The sequence below is a fragment of the Propionibacterium acidifaciens DSM 21887 genome, from assembly GCF_000426605.1.
Taxonomy (GTDB): domain Bacteria; phylum Actinomycetota; class Actinomycetes; order Propionibacteriales; family Propionibacteriaceae; genus Propionibacterium; species Propionibacterium acidifaciens.
This window is the reverse complement of sequence record NZ_AUFR01000013.1, coordinates 35,581-50,173: the sequence shown is the minus strand read 5'-3', so window position 1 is coordinate 50,173 and position 14,593 is coordinate 35,581. Positions and strand designations below refer to the sequence as shown.

Below are 14,593 nucleotides of genomic sequence, written 5' to 3'. Positions count from 1 at the left end.
GGGTCCGGGGGCCGCCGCTGCCGGCGGCGCCGGGGCGGGCCGGCCCCGCGCCCGGTCAGGAGCGGGCGCCGAACTCCTGCGCGGCCAGCGCCCGCAGCGCCGCGTCCCGGCGCTCGGAGATCGTGCGGCGCACCGACTCGGACGGCCGCGTCGCATCGGTCCACTCGTCGACGCGGGCGATGAACTCGCGGGTGGCCAGCGGCGCCGGCCACAGCCAGGTGAGCACGGCGTTCGAGACGGCGTGGCCCCGCCCGGCCCAGATGCCCGACCTCGCGCCGATCAGCTCGGCCACCTCGAGGTACTTCTCGGCGTAGGGGGCGAGCAGCTCGTCCTGGCCGTACTGCATGAACTGGCGGCAGATGTGCAGGTGCGTGGCGTTCGGCACGTCCTCGACCGCCGTCGCGAGCTCCCAGGCCCGGGCCTTGGCGCCGGCGTCGGCCATCGCCGCCCGGGCGCCGGCGGCGCGCTCGGCCCCGGAGATCGTCCGGTCGGCGGCGGTCTCCGCCTCGATGCGCGCGTCGTCGACGGCGCCCATCCGGGCCAGGCTCGTGAGGATCGCCCAGCGGCGGTCCTGGTCGACGGCCAGCCCCAGCGGCAGCTCCTCGTTGGCGAGCCATCCGGCGATGAGATCGGCGCCCTGCGGGGTGCTCACCGCCGACACGAGGGCGTCGGCGAGGGCCAGCTGGTGCTCGCCGCCGGGGGACGCCTCCTTCAGCCGGGCGGCGATGCCGGCCACGAGCGCCTCCCCGTTGACCTCCCGCTGGGCCGGCGCCGTGTAGGCGGTCGCCGCGATGCCGGCCCGGGACAGCGCCGTGGTGACGGCCGTCATGTCGGACTCCGCGCCCGCGCCGTCGACGACCATCGCGATGAACTCGGCCGCGGCCAGCTGCGCGTCGCGCGTCATGTCCCAGACCGTGTTCCACACGAGGGCGCGGGCCAGCGGATCGGCGATGCGGGCGACCCCTCCGAGGGCCGTGGCCAGCGACTCGTCGTCGAGGCGCACCTTGGCGTAGTCGAGGTCGCGGTCGTTGAGCAGCACGAGCGCGGGGCGCCGGCGCCCGACGAGCGCGGCGATCGGCGTGCTCGGGCCGTGCACGTCCGTCTCGGGGGAGTCGACGGCCACGAGCGCCCCGTCGGAGAACTCGTAGCAGCCGATCGCCAGGTGGTGGGTGCGCAGCGTCCCGTGCCCGTCCGGGGCGCTCTGCTCGACGGCGAAGGAGGTGATGGTCCCGTCGTCGACGGTGATCCCGCTCGACAGCGTGTTGACCCCGCTCGTGGACAGCCACTGCTCGGAGAACGACGACAGGTCCTTGCCGCCGGCACGCTCCAGCGCCTCCAGCAGGTCGGAGAGGCTCGCGTTGTCGAAGGCGTGATCGGCCAGGTACTGGCGCACCCCGGCCAGGAAGGCGTCCTCGCCGACGTAGGCGACGAGCTGCTTGAGCACCGAGGCGCCCTTGGCGTAGGTGATGCCGTCGAAGTTCTGCTCGACGGCCTCCAGGTCGACCATGTCGGCGGCGATCGGGTGCGTCGTGGGCAGCTGGTCGGCGGTGTAGGCCCAGGCCTTGCGGGCGTTGGCGAAGCTCACCCACGGGTCGGTGCCGCCGTGGCGCTGCGCGATGCGCTCCTGGCAGTGGTAGGCGCTCCACTCGGCGAAGCTCTCGTTGAGCCACAGGTCGTCCCACCAGCGCATGGTCACGAGGTCGCCGAACCACATGTGGGCCAGCTCGTGCAGGAGCGTGTTGTCGCGCGTCTCGTACGAGGCGCTCGTCACCTTCGAGCGGAACAGGTACTCGTCGCGGATCGTCACGGCGCCCGCGTTCTCCATGGCGCCGGCGTTGTACTCGGGGACGAACAGCTGGTCGTACTTGTCGAAGGCGTACGGGCGGCCGAAGTCCTGCTCGTAGACCTCGAAGCCGCGCTGGACCGTCTCGCGGATGCGCTCGGCGTCCAGGTGGGGCGCCATCGAGGCGCGGCAGACGATGTCGGCGTCCAGCGTGCCCTTGGCCGACTCGATCGTGCCGTGGTCGACGTGGTACTCGCCGGCGATGAGCGCCGTGATGTACGTGGAGATGCGCGGGGTCGGGGGGAAGTCCCAGATCATCGCGCCGATCGGGTCGGGGCCGAAGGGCTCGGGCGCGGGGGAGTTGGACCTCACCGTCCAGCCGGCCGGGGCGCGCACGACGAGCCGGAAGGTCGCCTTGAGGTCCGGCTGCTCGAAGCAGGCGTACATGCGGCGGGCGTCGGCCGTCTCGAACTGCGTGTAGAGGTAGACCCTGCCGTCGGCCGGGTCGACGAAGCGGTGCAGGCCCTCGCCGGTGCGCGAGTAGCGGCAGATCGCCGTGACGGTCAGCTCGTGCTCGCCCGCCCCCGGCTCCAGGGGAAGGCGCGAGCCCGCGAAGTCCGCCGGGTCGAGGGCCTCGCCGTCCAGGGCGGCCGAGACGACCTCATCGGCGATGAGGTCGATCCACGTGCTCGTCCCGGTGCTCGTGAAGCGCACGGTGCTCGTCGACAGGAAGGTCTCCTCGGGCTCGGGCAGCTCCACGGCCCCGACCCCGTGGCCGGTGAGGTCGACGGTGACCTCGTACGACGTCGTCGACAGCGCAGCCGAGCGGGCGGCGGCCTCGTCCCTCGTGATGTTGGCGGGGTTCATCGGATGGCTCTCCCAACTGTCGGTGCGTGGCGGCGGCACGGCCCCGGCCGCACCGCCTGCTCCCACGAAGGCTAACGCGGCGCCCCGGCTCAGGGTCCGGTCAGGGGCGGTTGTCCGCGCTCGGCATGACGTGTCGCTTGCGCGCGGGACGCCGAGGCGGTTCAGTGGTGTCCATGACCGCCACGTCGACTCCCGCCCCCCAGACCATCGGCTTCTGGTTCGACCCCCTGTGCCCGTGGGCATGGCTGGCGAGTCGCTGGATGCTCGAGGTCGAGACGGTGCGGCCCGTGCGCACCGAGTTCCACGTGATGAGCCTGTCCGTCCTCAACGAGGGCCGCGACCTCGACCCCGCCGACCAGGACGAGATGGACCGCGGCTGGATCGGCGTGCGCGCCGCCATCGGCGTCGAGCGGATCCACGGCCAGGAGGGGCTGCGCGCCTTCTACACCGAGCTCGGCACCCGCTACCACCTCAAGGGGGAGACGAAGGGCGACGCCGCCGTCGTGCGCGGCGCGCTCGAGGCCCTCGACCTCGACGCCTCGATCGCCGAGCGGGCGACCACCGACGAGTGGGACGAGGCCCTGCGCGCGAGCCACCACGCGGGCATGGACCCGGTCGGCTCCGACGTCGGCACCCCGGTGCTCCACATCAATGGCAAGGCCATGTTCGGGCCCGTCATCAGCCCCGCCCCCCGCGGCGAGGAGGCCGGCCGCCTCTTCGACGGCGTGAACCTCATGACCGCCTACGACGGCTTCTTCGAGCTCAAGCGCAGCCGCACCGTCGGCCCGATCCTCGACTGACGGCCCCGGGCGGGTGCGCGCCCGATCCCGTGAGGAAGCTGTGCACCGGCCATGGAATGGCCGTGGCACGCGCCGGGCCGGGCGAGCCTGACGCGATGAACCACATCGGTGTGTTTTCATCTGAGCGAGCCGGACGGGGGATCGACGGGGGGTTTCCTCCGCCGGGCTTGCTTGACCGATTCCTCCCACCGATGGAACAGGTGACTCGAGTGAGCAGTGCGACTCTGACGTACGGGCCCGCCCGACGGGCGATCGAGCCGTTCGACGAGGCCTTCATCGAGGCCACCCACGGCTACACGGCGCGCCGGGCCATGCCGAATCCCGAGACGCGCGACGAATGGGACGCCTTCCTGGCGCAGTTGCGGGTCGACGAGGACGACTACGCGGCCCGCCGCAACACCCGCGGCCTGCAGGCGGTGCTCGACCGCATCCTCGGCTTCGGCCGGGGCGGACGCGCCCAGCGCCTCGAGGTGGACGCCGACGAGCTGCTCGCCTCCGAGCTCGTGCGGCTCGCCGCGCTGGATCCCCGCTGGGGCTTCCTGCAGATGTCCCGCACCGCGAGCGGCGTCGTCGTCCCGCAGCACATGGTCGTCGGCCCCGGCGGCGTCTTCCTCCTCAACGCCAAGAACCATCCAGGCGCCAAGCTCTTCGTCGAGGGCGACGTCTTCCGCGTCAACGGCCAGGACCGCCCCTACATCTCGACGAGCCGCCAGAACGCCTCGCGCGCCATGGACCTCATGAGCCGCGACTCGGGCATCGACTTGGGCGTCACCGGCGTCCTCGTCCCGGTCAAGGACCGCCGCCTCGTCATCCAGCAGGCCCCCGACGACGTCGCCGTCATCGAGCGCAACGGCCTCGCCGAGTGGCTGCTCAACAAGCCCGAGGAGCTGTCCGAGCACCGGGTCATCACCAGCTACACGATCGTCAGCGAGGTCACCGGCTGGGGCGTCCTCGGCGACCGCTGAGCGCCCGGGCCGGAGCCGGTGGGCATGATTGTCCCCATGGACACCGACGAAGAGCCCGACGCCGTCCCCGCCGACGGCACCGTCCCCGCCCCGGCCCAGGCCGGCCCCGCCCGTCAGCGCCGGCACGCCGAGCTCGTCGGCCTCATCGACGACGCCCAGCAGGCCTACTACGGCCGCGACGCCCCCGTGCTCACCGATGCCGCCTACGACGCGATGATGGTCGAGCTCGAGCGCCTCGAGAACGAGTTCCCCGAACTGCGCACGCCCGACAGCCCCACCCAGCGCGTCGGCGCCCCCCATGAGGTCACCGACTTCGCCCCCGTCGAGCATCCCCAGCAGATGCTCAGCCTCGACGACGTCTTCAGCGTCGACGAGCTGCGCGAGTGGATGGCGCGTACCGTCGAGGCCCTCGGCGCCGAGCCCGTCTGGCTGTGCGAGGTGAAGATCGACGGCCTGGCCGTCGACCTCCAGTACGTCGACGGCGCGCTCGCCACGGCCGCCACCCGCGGCGACGGGCGCGTCGGTGAGGACATCACGCCGAACGCCCGCACCATCGAGGCGATCCCGCGCCGCCTCGACGCCTCCGCGCCGGCGCCCCCGCCGGCCCTCCTCGAGGCCCGCGGCGAGGTCTTCTTCCCGGTCGAGGACTTCACCGCCCTCAACGCCGAACTGGAGCGGGCCGGCAAGCAGGTCTTCGCCAACCCGCGCAACGCAGCCGCCGGCTCGCTGCGTCAGAAGGACCCCTCGGTCACCGCCCGCCGCCCGCTCTCGATGATCTGCCACGGCGTCGGCGCCCACACCGGGCTCGACGTCGATCGCCAGAGCCGGGTCTACGAGGCCTTCCGGGCCTGGGGGCTGCCGGTGAGCCCCTACTACGAGTGCGTCGCCGGCACCGACGCGGTGCTCGAGTTCATCGCCCACTTCGGCGAGCACCGCCACGACCTGCTCCACGAGATCGACGGCGTCGTCGTCAAGGTCGACGACCTTGCCGCCCAGGCCCGGCTCGGGGCCACGAGCCGGGCCCCCCGCTGGGCGATCGCCTACAAGTACCCGCCCGAGGAGGTCAACACCCGGCTGCGCGACATCCGCGTCAACGTCGGGCGCACCGGCCGCGTCACGCCCTACGGCGTCATGGACCCGGTGCGCGTCGCCGGGTCGACGGTGGCCATGGCCACCCTGCACAACGCCTTCGAGGTGCGCCGCAAGGGCGTGCTCATCGGCGACATGGTCGTCCTGCGCAAGGCCGGCGACGTCATCCCCGAGATCGTCGGGCCCGTCGTCGAGCTGCGCACCGGCGCCGAGACCGAGTTCGTCATGCCGACGCACTGCCCCGAGTGCGGCGTCGAGCTGCGCCCCGAGCAGGAGTCCGACAAGGACATCCGCTGCCCCAATCAACGGTCCTGCCCGGCCCAGCTGCGCGAGCGCCTCAGCGCGGCCGCCTCTCGCAATGCCCTCGACATCGAGGGGCTGGGCGACGAGGGCGCCGCAGCCCTCCTCGCGGCCGGGGTGCTCGACGACGAGTCCCGCCTGTTCGACCTCACCGCCGACGACCTGGTGCGGGTCGAGGTCTTCACCCGCGCTGCGACGCGCAAGGAGCTGACCGGCGAGAGGGCCGCCCCGGCCCCCGGCGTCGTCGACGGGAGGGTGCTGTCGGCCGTCGGCGTCAAGCTCCTCGCCAACCTCGAGGCCGCCAAGGGGCAGCCGCTGTGGCGGGTGCTCGTGGCCCTGTCCATCCGCCACGTCGGGCCCGCCGCCGCCCGCGCGCTGGCCGCCCGCTTCGGCTCGATGGCGGCCATCCGCGCCGCGAGCGCCGAGGAGCTGGCCGACACCGAGGGCGTCGGCGCGGTCATCGCCGCCTCACTGCGCGCCTGGTTCGAGGTCGACTGGCACCGGCGGATCGTCGAGGCCTGGGCAGCCGCCGGCGTGCGCATGGCCGACGAGGAGCCCGGCCGGCCCGTCGACGACCGGACGCTCTCCGGGCTCACCGTCGTCGTCACCGGCACGCTCGAGGGCTTCACCCGCGAGGGGGCCAAGGAGGCGATCGTCGCCCGCGGCGGCCGGGCCGCCGGCTCGGTCAGCAGGAGGACCGACTTCGTCGTCGTCGGCGCCGGCGCCGGGTCGAAGGCCGCCAGGGCCGCCGAGCTGGGCCGGCCCGTCCTCGACGAGGCGGGCTTCCGCACGCTGCTCGAGAAGGGGCCGGCGGGGCTGGCGGGGAAGGGGCCGTCGGCTCAGAAGTAGGTGATGTTGTACGGGGCCCGGTCGGTGGCGAACAGGACGCGCAGCGCCGCGACCCGCTCCGGGTCGCCCTCGATGAGACCGGCGGCGGCCATCGCCACCGGATCGGCCAGCCCGAGGTAGAGGCTGCCCAGCGTCGCGATGCCCAGGCTCACCTCGGGCCGGGCCCCGGTCGGGGCCGCCTCGGCGCCCTCGGGCGAGACGTCGAGCGCGAAGACGCCCCCGCTGAGGCCGAGCGGATCGCGCACCTCCATCGTGAGACGCCCGCAGCCGTCCCAGCCGCGCGCCCTCAGGGCCCCGGGCACGTCGAGGATGCGCAGCCACGTGAGGTCCTCGCGGCTCGTCCGGGCCAGCCGCCGCGGGTCGTCCAGCGCCCACGGCAGCGGCGAGTTCGGGTTCAGGTGGGGCGCGCTCACCGAGCGCGCCAGGTCGATGGACGCCAGGTAGCGCCACAGGGCCAGCTCGGCGCTCTCGTGCGCGGCGATCATCTCGACCACCTCGACGTCGAGGGCGTAGTCGCCGTGCCCGCCGGCGGGACCCCGCCGGAGCGTGAAGGTGACGACGCCGTCGGGCGCGCCCCGCCCGTCCCAGTGCGCCGCGGCGTGGACGCCCTCGATGCGGCCGTTGGTCAGCGCCGACCAGACGCCGGTGGCGTGGTCGTTGCACCAGGCCGGACGTGAGTGCGAGCCCCGCGAGGCGGCGTGGAAGAGGGCGAAGACCCGGTCCATGACCTCCGGCGCCGCGTCGAGGTCGAGCTCGTGCACGGCGCCGGGCCGTGCCGGCGCGCGCAGCCCGTGGCCGGGGCCCGTGCGCAGGGTGGCGCCGACCGTCTCGGTCGCCGGCCCGAAGCCGAACCGCCGGTAGATGGTCGCCTCGGTTGCGGTGAGCGCCGCCAGGGTCAGGCCCCGCCCGGCCGCCTCGGTGAGGTCGGCGCGCATGAGGGCGGTGAGCAGGCCGTTGCGGCGCGCGCTCGGGCGCACCGTCACGTCGGTGATGAGATCGGCTCGCTCCAAGTGCCCGCGGCCGGTGTTGATCGTCCCGTCGAAGCTCGCGAAGGTGGCGTAGGGGGTGCGGCGCGCCACGCCGGGCTCGGGCCCGGTGGGCCATGCGCCGCGCAGTCGGGCCCCGTCGGCGCACAGGCCCCGCCACCAGCGCCGCGCGCCGTCCTCGTCGACGGGCGGATTGCCGAAGGCCCGGCTCATGACGTGCTCCCAGCGCCGGGCGTCGTCGGTCAGCGCGCCGGTCGCCGCCATGGTCTCGATGGTGCAGTCGATCACCCGGACAGGGTACCGGCCCCGGCTCGGACGGGCGCTCAGCCCCAGAGCAGCCAGGCCAGCGTCGTGTCGTCGGGCCCGGCCGCGCACAGCCAGGCGCGGGTCGCGCCGACCAGTTCCGGCAGCGGCCAGGGCATCCGCGCGCCGATGTCCCAGCCCGCGGGCGCCAGGCCCAGGGCCGCGCAGCACAGGGCGGCGTCGGCGGCGCGCCCGGGGTCCAGCGACCAGGGAAGGCCGCTGTGCAGGCGGGGGAGCACCTGCCACAGCTGCGGCGGGGCGTCCGGCTCGCGGGCCGCGGCCGCCGAGAGCATCCGGCAGAGATCGTCGTCGCGGTCCAGCGGAGGGGGAGGCGCCGCGACGCCGGCACGGGCCAGCACCGGGGCGGCCCCCAGCCAGGCCAGCAGCGGGCCGGGCGCGGGCGGCAGCGCGGAGAGCCGCTCGGCCACCGCGCCGAGCCGGTCCGGGTCGGACCCTGCGGCGGCCAGCAGGGGGACGATTCCGAGCGCCTCGGCGGGGGAGCCGGGCCGGTCCAGCCGCTCGTCGGCCCACGCCCGGAGGAAGCCGACGGCCCGGTCGTGGTGGAGCCCGTGACGGGCGTCGGCCCATGCGACGATCATCGCCTGCGCGGCGCCGGCCGTGCGCGCCTCGGAGCCGACGAGCCGGCGCGCCCGGCGCGTCGCGGTCGCGTCGACCGACCGCGCCCAGGCGAGCCGCAGCCGGGCGTCGACCCCGGGCCCGGCGACGGTGAAGCGGTGCACTCCGGGCGCGGCCTCGAGGAGGCTGCCCTCCTCGTCGGCCGAGATCGTGCCGGGCCCGCTCACCGCGGCGTCGGGCAGCCCGATCCGCACCGGCTCGCCCTCGGCCACGTCGAGCCGGTGGGGCAGCCAGGCGGGCAGGGCGGCCAGCGCGCCGGCGCGGTGCGGGTGCACGTCGATCGTCCAGGCGCTCACCCAGGACCGGCCGGCGGCCAGCTCGAGGCCCGCCGGCGTCAGCGCCAGGCCGGGGCCCGCCGCGCGGACCTGCCCGCGCGTCTGGACGGCCGCGACGACGAGCCCGTCGGAGGGGCGCTCGTCCAGCAGGGCGAGGCCGGTGCCCCCGCCCGGCCAGGCCGGGCAGGCGAAGGCGCCGCGCCAGCCGACGACCGGCCCCTCCACCGCGGCGTCGGCGCCGCGGGCGGTGATCGTGAGGCGGGCGCTGAGCGTCCGGTCGGCCGTCAGACGGAGCCGTGCGTCGGCGTCCGGCGAGCTCCAGCGCCAGGTCGCCTCGTCGGCGTCCACGACGAGCCCTCCGGGGCGCCATGGCGGGCCTATCGTGAGGGTCGCCGTGCCGACGGGGCGGTCCTGCTCGCGATCCGTGACGCGCACCCGGGCGGTCGTGCAGTCCAGACGCAGGTGCTCCCAGTCCAGCGCCCCCGCCGCCGTTCCCGGTGCTCTCGTCGCGTTCATCACCTCACCCTATGCGCGGCGCCCCCGCGCGAGCGGCGTCGCACGAAGTAGACGATGGACACGAAGTAGACGATGAACGAGTCGGCGGTGACGCCCGCGCTTCCCGCGCGAGCGGCGTCGCGGGGCGGGACGGGGAGCGCGGTGCCCCCAGGGCCCGTGGACCCGCGCCGAGGTGGGCGCCGGCCCGCGCCGGGACGGCCCGTGGGCCCCGTCGGCGCCCGGGCCCGGGCGGCGTCGTGCGGTAGTCTTCTGCTGTGCGCGCACCGGGGGCGCGACCGCGCGCCCGCCGGACGAGGAGCACCGCGACGGGGCACGGAGCGCACCGGCACGGGTGCGGCCGCGGGGTGCGGCGCAGACGGGGTGTGGCGCAGTTGGCAGCGCGCCTGCTTTGGGAGCAGGAAGTCGCCGGTTCGAGTCCGGTCACCCCGACGGGGCCGTCGGGCCCGCCCCGGGCGGCGGATCCCCGGCGCGTCGAGCCGGGCCGGCGCCGACGGGTGCCCGGCGGTCTGCGCCCGCACCCGGTTCGAGCCGTTGCCCCGCGCCGTTCGGGTCGTGCCCCGTGTCGTCGTGCCCGTGCTGTTGTCCCGTGCGGTCCGGGCCCTGCCCGGGCCGCGGGAGGGTCGGCGCCTCGGAGGATGCGGCGCGCGTCGCCGCAGGCCGGGACGCGTCGGCTACGATAGACCCGTCGGCTCGGACTCGGCCGGGTCGACGACCGGCCCCACGGGGCCACGCGAACGTAGCTCAATGGCAGAGCCCCAGTCCTCCAAACTGGCTACGCGGGTTCGATTCCCGTCGTTCGCTCGTACACGGCCCGCCCGGCCGCGCCCTCCACGGGCGGCTGACCTGCACGCACAACGGATCCGGGCGCGGCGCCCCGCGGCGCATCCGTCGCGATCCCCGTCCCCGAGCGGATTCTTGGTGCTCATCGCCCCTCTGGCTAAGATTGGCGGGCGTCCGTGCGCACGCCCACGAGCATGTCCGCGCCATGGCGCGCACATACGTCCCATGTATCAGGAGTCCCCAGTGCCGAGCACCGTCGAGCAATTGAACCCGACCCGGGTGAAGCTCACCATCGAACTGCCCTTCGCCGATCTCCAGCCGAGGATCGACGAGGCCTACAGGCAGATCGCCCAGCAGATCAACCTGCCCGGCTTCCGCCGCGGCAAGGTGCCGCCGCGCCTGATCGATCAGCGCTTCGGCCGCGGCACGGTGCTCCAGGAGGCCGTCAACAACGCCATTCCCGACGCCTACTCGGCCGCCGTCGCCGAGCACGAGATCGCCCCGCTGGGCAACCCGCAGATCGAGCTGACCAGGCTCGACGACGGTGATGTCGCGGAGATCACCGCCGAGGTCGACGTGCGTCCCGAGTTCGACATGCCCGACTTCGCGACGGTCTCGGTCGAGATCGAGCCCGTCGAGGTCACCGACGCCGACGTCGACGAGCGCGTCGAGCTGCTGCGTCAGCGCTTCGGCACCCTCAAGGTCGTCGACCGGGCCGCCGCCGACGGCGACGTCGTCCTCATCGACCTGTCCGCGACCCGCGACGGCGAGGCCATCGCTGACGCCGAGACGAAGGGCATGCAATACCGCATCGGCGCCGGCGGCATGGTCGAGGGCCTCGACGAGGCCCTCGTCGGCCTGTCCGCCGGCGAGAGCAGGACCTTCTCCTCGAGGCTCGTCGGAGGTCCCCACCGCGACGAGGACGCCGATGTCACGGTGACCGTGACGAAGGTCAACGAGCAGGAGCTGCCCGAGCTCGACGACGACTTCGCCCAGCTCGTCTCCGAGTTCGACACCGTCGACGAGATGGTCGCCGACGTCCGCGAGAACCTCGTGCGCCTCGCCCGTCTCGACCAGGCCAGCACGGCCCGCGACAAGGTTCTCGAGGCCGTCATCGGCGGGCTCGACTTCGAGCTTCCGCCCGCCGTCCTCGAGAACGACGTCAAGGCCTACCACGAGCAGATCGAGGGCCAGCTCAACGCCGCCGGCCTGACCGTCGAGCAGTACCTCGCCGACGCCGAGGACGAGGACGCGGAGAACGCCGAGGAGTTCTGGAGGCAGATCGACGAGCGCGCCGAGCAGGGCCTGCGCGCCCAGATCGTCCTCGACAGGCTCGCCGAGGACCGCCAGATCGGCGTCTCCCAGGAGGAGTTCACCCAGCTGCTCTTCCAGAAGGCGCAGCAGAACGGCACGTCTCCCGAGCAGGAGATCAAGCACATGACCGAGCACAACCACATGCCGGAGTGGATGGCCGAGGTCCGTCGCGGCAAGGCCCTCGGCATGATCGTCGACGAGGCCTCCATCACCGACACCAACGGTGAGAAGGTCGAGATCTCCCGCCTGCAGAACGACGGAACCCTCGCCGACGAGGAGGAGACCGACGAGGACGCCGGCGCAGGCGACGGGGATGCCACCGAGGAGGCGGCCGTCCCGGCGGACGCCGGGAAGGACGGCGACGCCGGGGACGAGGCCTGATCGGCCCGTCCTCGGGGCCACGAGTTCCGAACGCACGGGGCGCCGGCGCCCCGTGCGTTGTGCCGTCCGTGCGTTGTGCCGCTCCGGCCCGGCGCCGGTGACGGCCCGCCTCCACGGGGTCCGGCCCGGGTCCCCGGCGTGGACCGCCCGGCCGGGACGCCGCGGCGTTGCTAGGCTGAGCGCTCGTCCGATGAGGGGGAGCATGCGATGAACGACACGGATGGCGTCACCGGGGCGCGGACCCCGGCGGGCGGGCTGCCGAGGCCCCTGCAGATCGCGCTGGGCGTCGTCCTCGTGCTCGCCGCGCTCATGCTGCTGAGGAGCTACTCGGGCATCTTCGGCCCGGTCTTCCTGGCGCTCAACCTCATGGTGACGGTCTACCCGTTCCACACCTGGCTCGTGCGTAGGGGCTGCCCCTCGGCCCTGTCGGCCATCATCGTCGCACTCGTGGTCTTCGTCCTGCTCCTCCTGATGCTGGCGGGCTTCATCTGGGCGGTCAACGAGATCATCGGCATGATCCCGCAGTACACCGGTCAGTTCGTCGCCCTGTACGACCGGCTCATCTCCTTCGCCTCGGACCTGGGCCTGGACCACGCCTCGCTCACGGGGGCGCTGGGCAAGATCGACCCGAACTCCCTGCTCAACGCGGCCACCTCGCTCCTGTCCGCCTCGACCGGCTTCCTCGGCGGCCTGTCCGTCCTCGTGTGCGCCCTCGTCTTCATGGCCATGGACACCGCCGGCTTCGCCCAGCGCCTGGCGATCGCCGCCTCGACCCACTCGCGGATCGTCGCGGGCTTCCGCTCCTTCAGCCAGGGCGTCCGGTCCTACTGGATCGTCACCACCGTGTTCGGCCTCATCGTGGCCGTGCTCGACGTCGTCCTCCTCCAGGTCATGGGCGTGCCCGGCGTCATCATCTGGGGGCTGCTGAGCTTCCTCACCAACTACATCCCGAACGTCGGCTTCATCGTCGGCCTCGTCCCGCCCGCCCTCGTCGCGCTCGTCTCCCTCGGATGGAAGCAGGCGCTCGTCGTCGTCGCCGCCTACTGCGTGGTCAACTTCGTCCTCCAGACGATCATCCAGCCGCGCTTCGCCGGCGACGCCGTCGGCGTGACCCCCACCGTCTCGTTCGTCTCCCTGCTCGTGTGGGGCGCCGTGCTCGGCGCCCTCGGCACCCTGCTGGCGCTGCCGATGACCCTGCTCGTCAAGGCGCTCGTCGTCGACGCCGACCCCAGCGCCCGCTGGATCAACGCGCTCATCGCCTCGGACCCGCACGACGCCGACGGGGCCGTCCGGCAGCGCTCCTGACCCCCGGCTGGCCGAGGACCCCGGAGTTGAGCCGGATCGGCTCAATCCTTCCGGCCGGCAGTGAAAAACATGCGGGTCCCGCTCCGGTTTGCCGGTGCCCCCAGGTAGGTTCGACGATGTGAATGACATGGTCAAGAACCCCGTGCTGCCCGCGATGGCCGCCGGTACCGGCGGCGTCGGCCTGACCGACAACGTGTATCAGTCCCTGCTGGCCAACCGCATCGTCTTCCTCGGCTCCGAGGTGAAGGACGAGAACTCCAACGCGATCTGCGCGCAGATGCTGCTGCTCAACGCCGAGGACCCCCACAAGGACATCTACCTCTACATCAACTCGCCCGGCGGTTCGATCGACTCCGGCATGGCGATCTACGACACCATGCAGTGGATCAGCAACGACGTGGCCACGGTCGCCCTCGGGCTGGCCGCCTCGATGAGCCAGTTCCTGCTGTCCGGCGGCACGCCGGGCAAGCGCTACGCGCTGCCGCACGCCCGCATCCTCATGCACCAGCCCTCGGGCGGCATCGGCGGCACGGCCTCCGACATCAAGATCCAGGCGGAGCAGTCCATCCACCTCAAGCACGAGATGGCCGGGCTCATCGCCCGGCACACCGGGCAGACCGTCGAGCAGATCACCAAGGACTCCGACCGCGACCGGTGGTTCACCGCGACCGAGGCCCTGGAGTACGGCTTCATCGATCACGTCTACGATCGCGCGTCGAAGATCTCCATGAGCGACGCGCCGAACCAGTGAGGACTCCCATGACTGACGACTTCAGCGCGGCGATGCCCCCGGCCCCCGGCGGCGTGGTCGTCCCGCCCAGCGCCGAGTACTACATCCCCCAGTGGGAGGAGCGCACCAGCTACGGCGTGCGCCGGGTCGACCCTTACACCAAGCTGTTCGAGGACCGCATCATCTTCCTCGGCACGCCGATCACCGACGACATCGCCAATGCGGTCATGGCCCAGCTGCTGTGCCTGCAGTCGATGGACGCCGACCGCCCGATCTCGATCTACATCAACTCGCCCGGCGGCTCGTTCACCGCGCTGACCGCCATCTACGACACGATGCGCTACATCAAGCCCGCCGTGCAGACCATCTGCCTCGGCCAGGCCGCCTCGGCGTCCGCCGTGCTGCTGGCGGCCGGCACGAAGGGCCAGCGCCTGGCGCTGCCGAACAGCCGCATCCTGATCCACCAGCCGTCCATGGGCGGCGAGGGCAGCTACGGTCAGTCCAGCGACCTGGAGATCCAGGCCAACGAGATCCTGCGCATCCGCGAGCTCATGGAGACGATGCTCGCCGACGCCACGGGCCAGCCCAAGGAGAAGATCAGCCTCGACGTCGAGCGGGACAAGTTCCTCACCGCCGAGGAGGCCGTCGAGTACGGCCTCGTCGACGACATCCTCACCTCGCTGAAGGACTGACGAGGCCGGATGACCGGGGTGA

General features: G+C 73.3%; 10 protein-coding genes and 2 tRNA genes. 9 read left to right on the top strand and 3 right to left on the bottom strand.

Annotation, left to right across the window (positions count from 1 at the left end):
* Positions 1–55 precede the first annotated feature (55 nt).
* A complete protein-coding gene (pepN, locus tag K336_RS0106240) occupies positions 56–2,650 on the bottom strand; it encodes an aminopeptidase N (RefSeq protein WP_028706563.1) in 2,595 nt (864 codons plus the stop codon).
* A gap of 173 nt (positions 2,651–2,823) precedes the next feature.
* On the opposite strand from pepN, the gene K336_RS0106235 reads away from it, so the two are divergent.
* From K336_RS0106235 to ligA, 3 genes are all read left to right on the top strand, one after another.
* The gene (locus K336_RS0106235; protein ID WP_028706562.1) at positions 2,824–3,450 is read left to right on the top strand and encodes a mycothiol-dependent nitroreductase Rv2466c family protein; all 627 of its coding nucleotides are present in this window, start codon (positions 2,824–2,826) and stop codon (positions 3,448–3,450) included.
* A 209-nt stretch (positions 3,451–3,659) separates the two neighbouring features.
* Positions 3,660–4,415, top strand: a complete 756-nt coding sequence (locus tag K336_RS16920; protein ID WP_021798767.1) for a hypothetical protein — start codon at positions 3,660–3,662, stop codon at positions 4,413–4,415.
* Positions 4,416–4,451: 36 nt separating this feature from the next.
* Positions 4,452–6,653 (top strand): NAD-dependent DNA ligase LigA, encoded by a 2,202-nt coding sequence (gene ligA, locus K336_RS14910; RefSeq protein ID WP_021798771.1) that lies wholly within the window; start codon positions 4,452–4,454, stop codon positions 6,651–6,653.
* Here the strand turns inward: ligA and K336_RS14905 are convergent.
* Both K336_RS14905 and K336_RS18490 read right to left on the bottom strand, forming a co-directional pair.
* Positions 6,644–7,927, bottom strand: coding sequence for a GNAT family N-acetyltransferase (locus tag K336_RS14905; RefSeq protein WP_051245466.1), 1,284 nt, complete (start codon positions 7,925–7,927; stop codon positions 6,644–6,646). The genes ligA and K336_RS14905 overlap by 10 nt on opposite strands.
* Before the next feature lie 35 nt (positions 7,928–7,962).
* Positions 7,963–9,369 carry a hypothetical protein gene (locus tag K336_RS18490; RefSeq protein WP_028706561.1) on the bottom strand — a complete coding sequence of 469 codons (1,407 nt, stop codon included), beginning with the start codon at positions 9,367–9,369 and terminating at the stop codon, positions 7,963–7,965.
* A gap of 356 nt (positions 9,370–9,725) precedes the next feature.
* On the opposite strand from K336_RS18490, the gene K336_RS0106210 reads away from it, so the two are divergent.
* From K336_RS0106210 to K336_RS0106185, 6 genes are all read left to right on the top strand, one after another.
* Positions 9,726–9,798, top strand: a tRNA-Pro gene (locus K336_RS0106210).
* Between the two features lie 301 nt (positions 9,799–10,099).
* Positions 10,100–10,170, top strand: a tRNA-Gly gene (locus K336_RS0106205).
* A gap of 222 nt (positions 10,171–10,392) precedes the next feature.
* A complete protein-coding gene (tig, locus tag K336_RS0106200; RefSeq protein ID WP_021797203.1) occupies positions 10,393–11,844 on the top strand; it encodes a trigger factor in 1,452 nt (483 codons plus the stop codon).
* Positions 11,845–12,051: 207 nt separating this feature from the next.
* The gene (locus K336_RS14900; protein WP_021797201.1) at positions 12,052–13,149 is read left to right on the top strand and encodes an AI-2E family transporter; all 1,098 of its coding nucleotides are present in this window, start codon (positions 12,052–12,054) and stop codon (positions 13,147–13,149) included.
* 145 nt (positions 13,150–13,294) lie between these two features.
* Entirely contained in the window at positions 13,295–13,900 is a 606-nt protein-coding gene (locus tag K336_RS0106190; protein WP_028706560.1) for a ClpP family protease, read from the top strand.
* Between the two features lie 8 nt (positions 13,901–13,908).
* Positions 13,909–14,571: an ATP-dependent Clp protease proteolytic subunit gene (locus tag K336_RS0106185; protein WP_021797202.1), complete on the top strand. Its 663-nt coding sequence runs from the start codon at positions 13,909–13,911 to the stop codon at positions 14,569–14,571.
* Positions 14,572–14,593: the final 22 nt, after the last annotated feature.

Excerpts from the sequence above, each read along its gene's own strand:
- K336_RS14900 (WP_021797201.1), top strand. The coding sequence starts at position 12,052 with ATGAACGACACGGATGGCGTCACCGGGGCGCGGACCCCGGCGGGCGGG.
- ligA (WP_021798771.1), top strand. The coding sequence starts at position 4,452 with ATGGACACCGACGAAGAGCCCGACGCCGTCCCCGCCGACGGCACCGTC.
- pepN (WP_028706563.1), bottom strand. The coding sequence starts at position 2,650 with ATGAACCCCGCCAACATCACGAGGGACGAGGCCGCCGCCCGCTCGGCT.
- K336_RS0106235 (WP_028706562.1), top strand. The coding sequence starts at position 2,824 with ATGACCGCCACGTCGACTCCCGCCCCCCAGACCATCGGCTTCTGGTTC.
- K336_RS0106185 (WP_021797202.1), top strand. The coding sequence starts at position 13,909 with ATGACTGACGACTTCAGCGCGGCGATGCCCCCGGCCCCCGGCGGCGTG.
- K336_RS18490 (WP_028706561.1), bottom strand. The coding sequence starts at position 9,369 with ATGAACGCGACGAGAGCACCGGGAACGGCGGCGGGGGCGCTGGACTGG.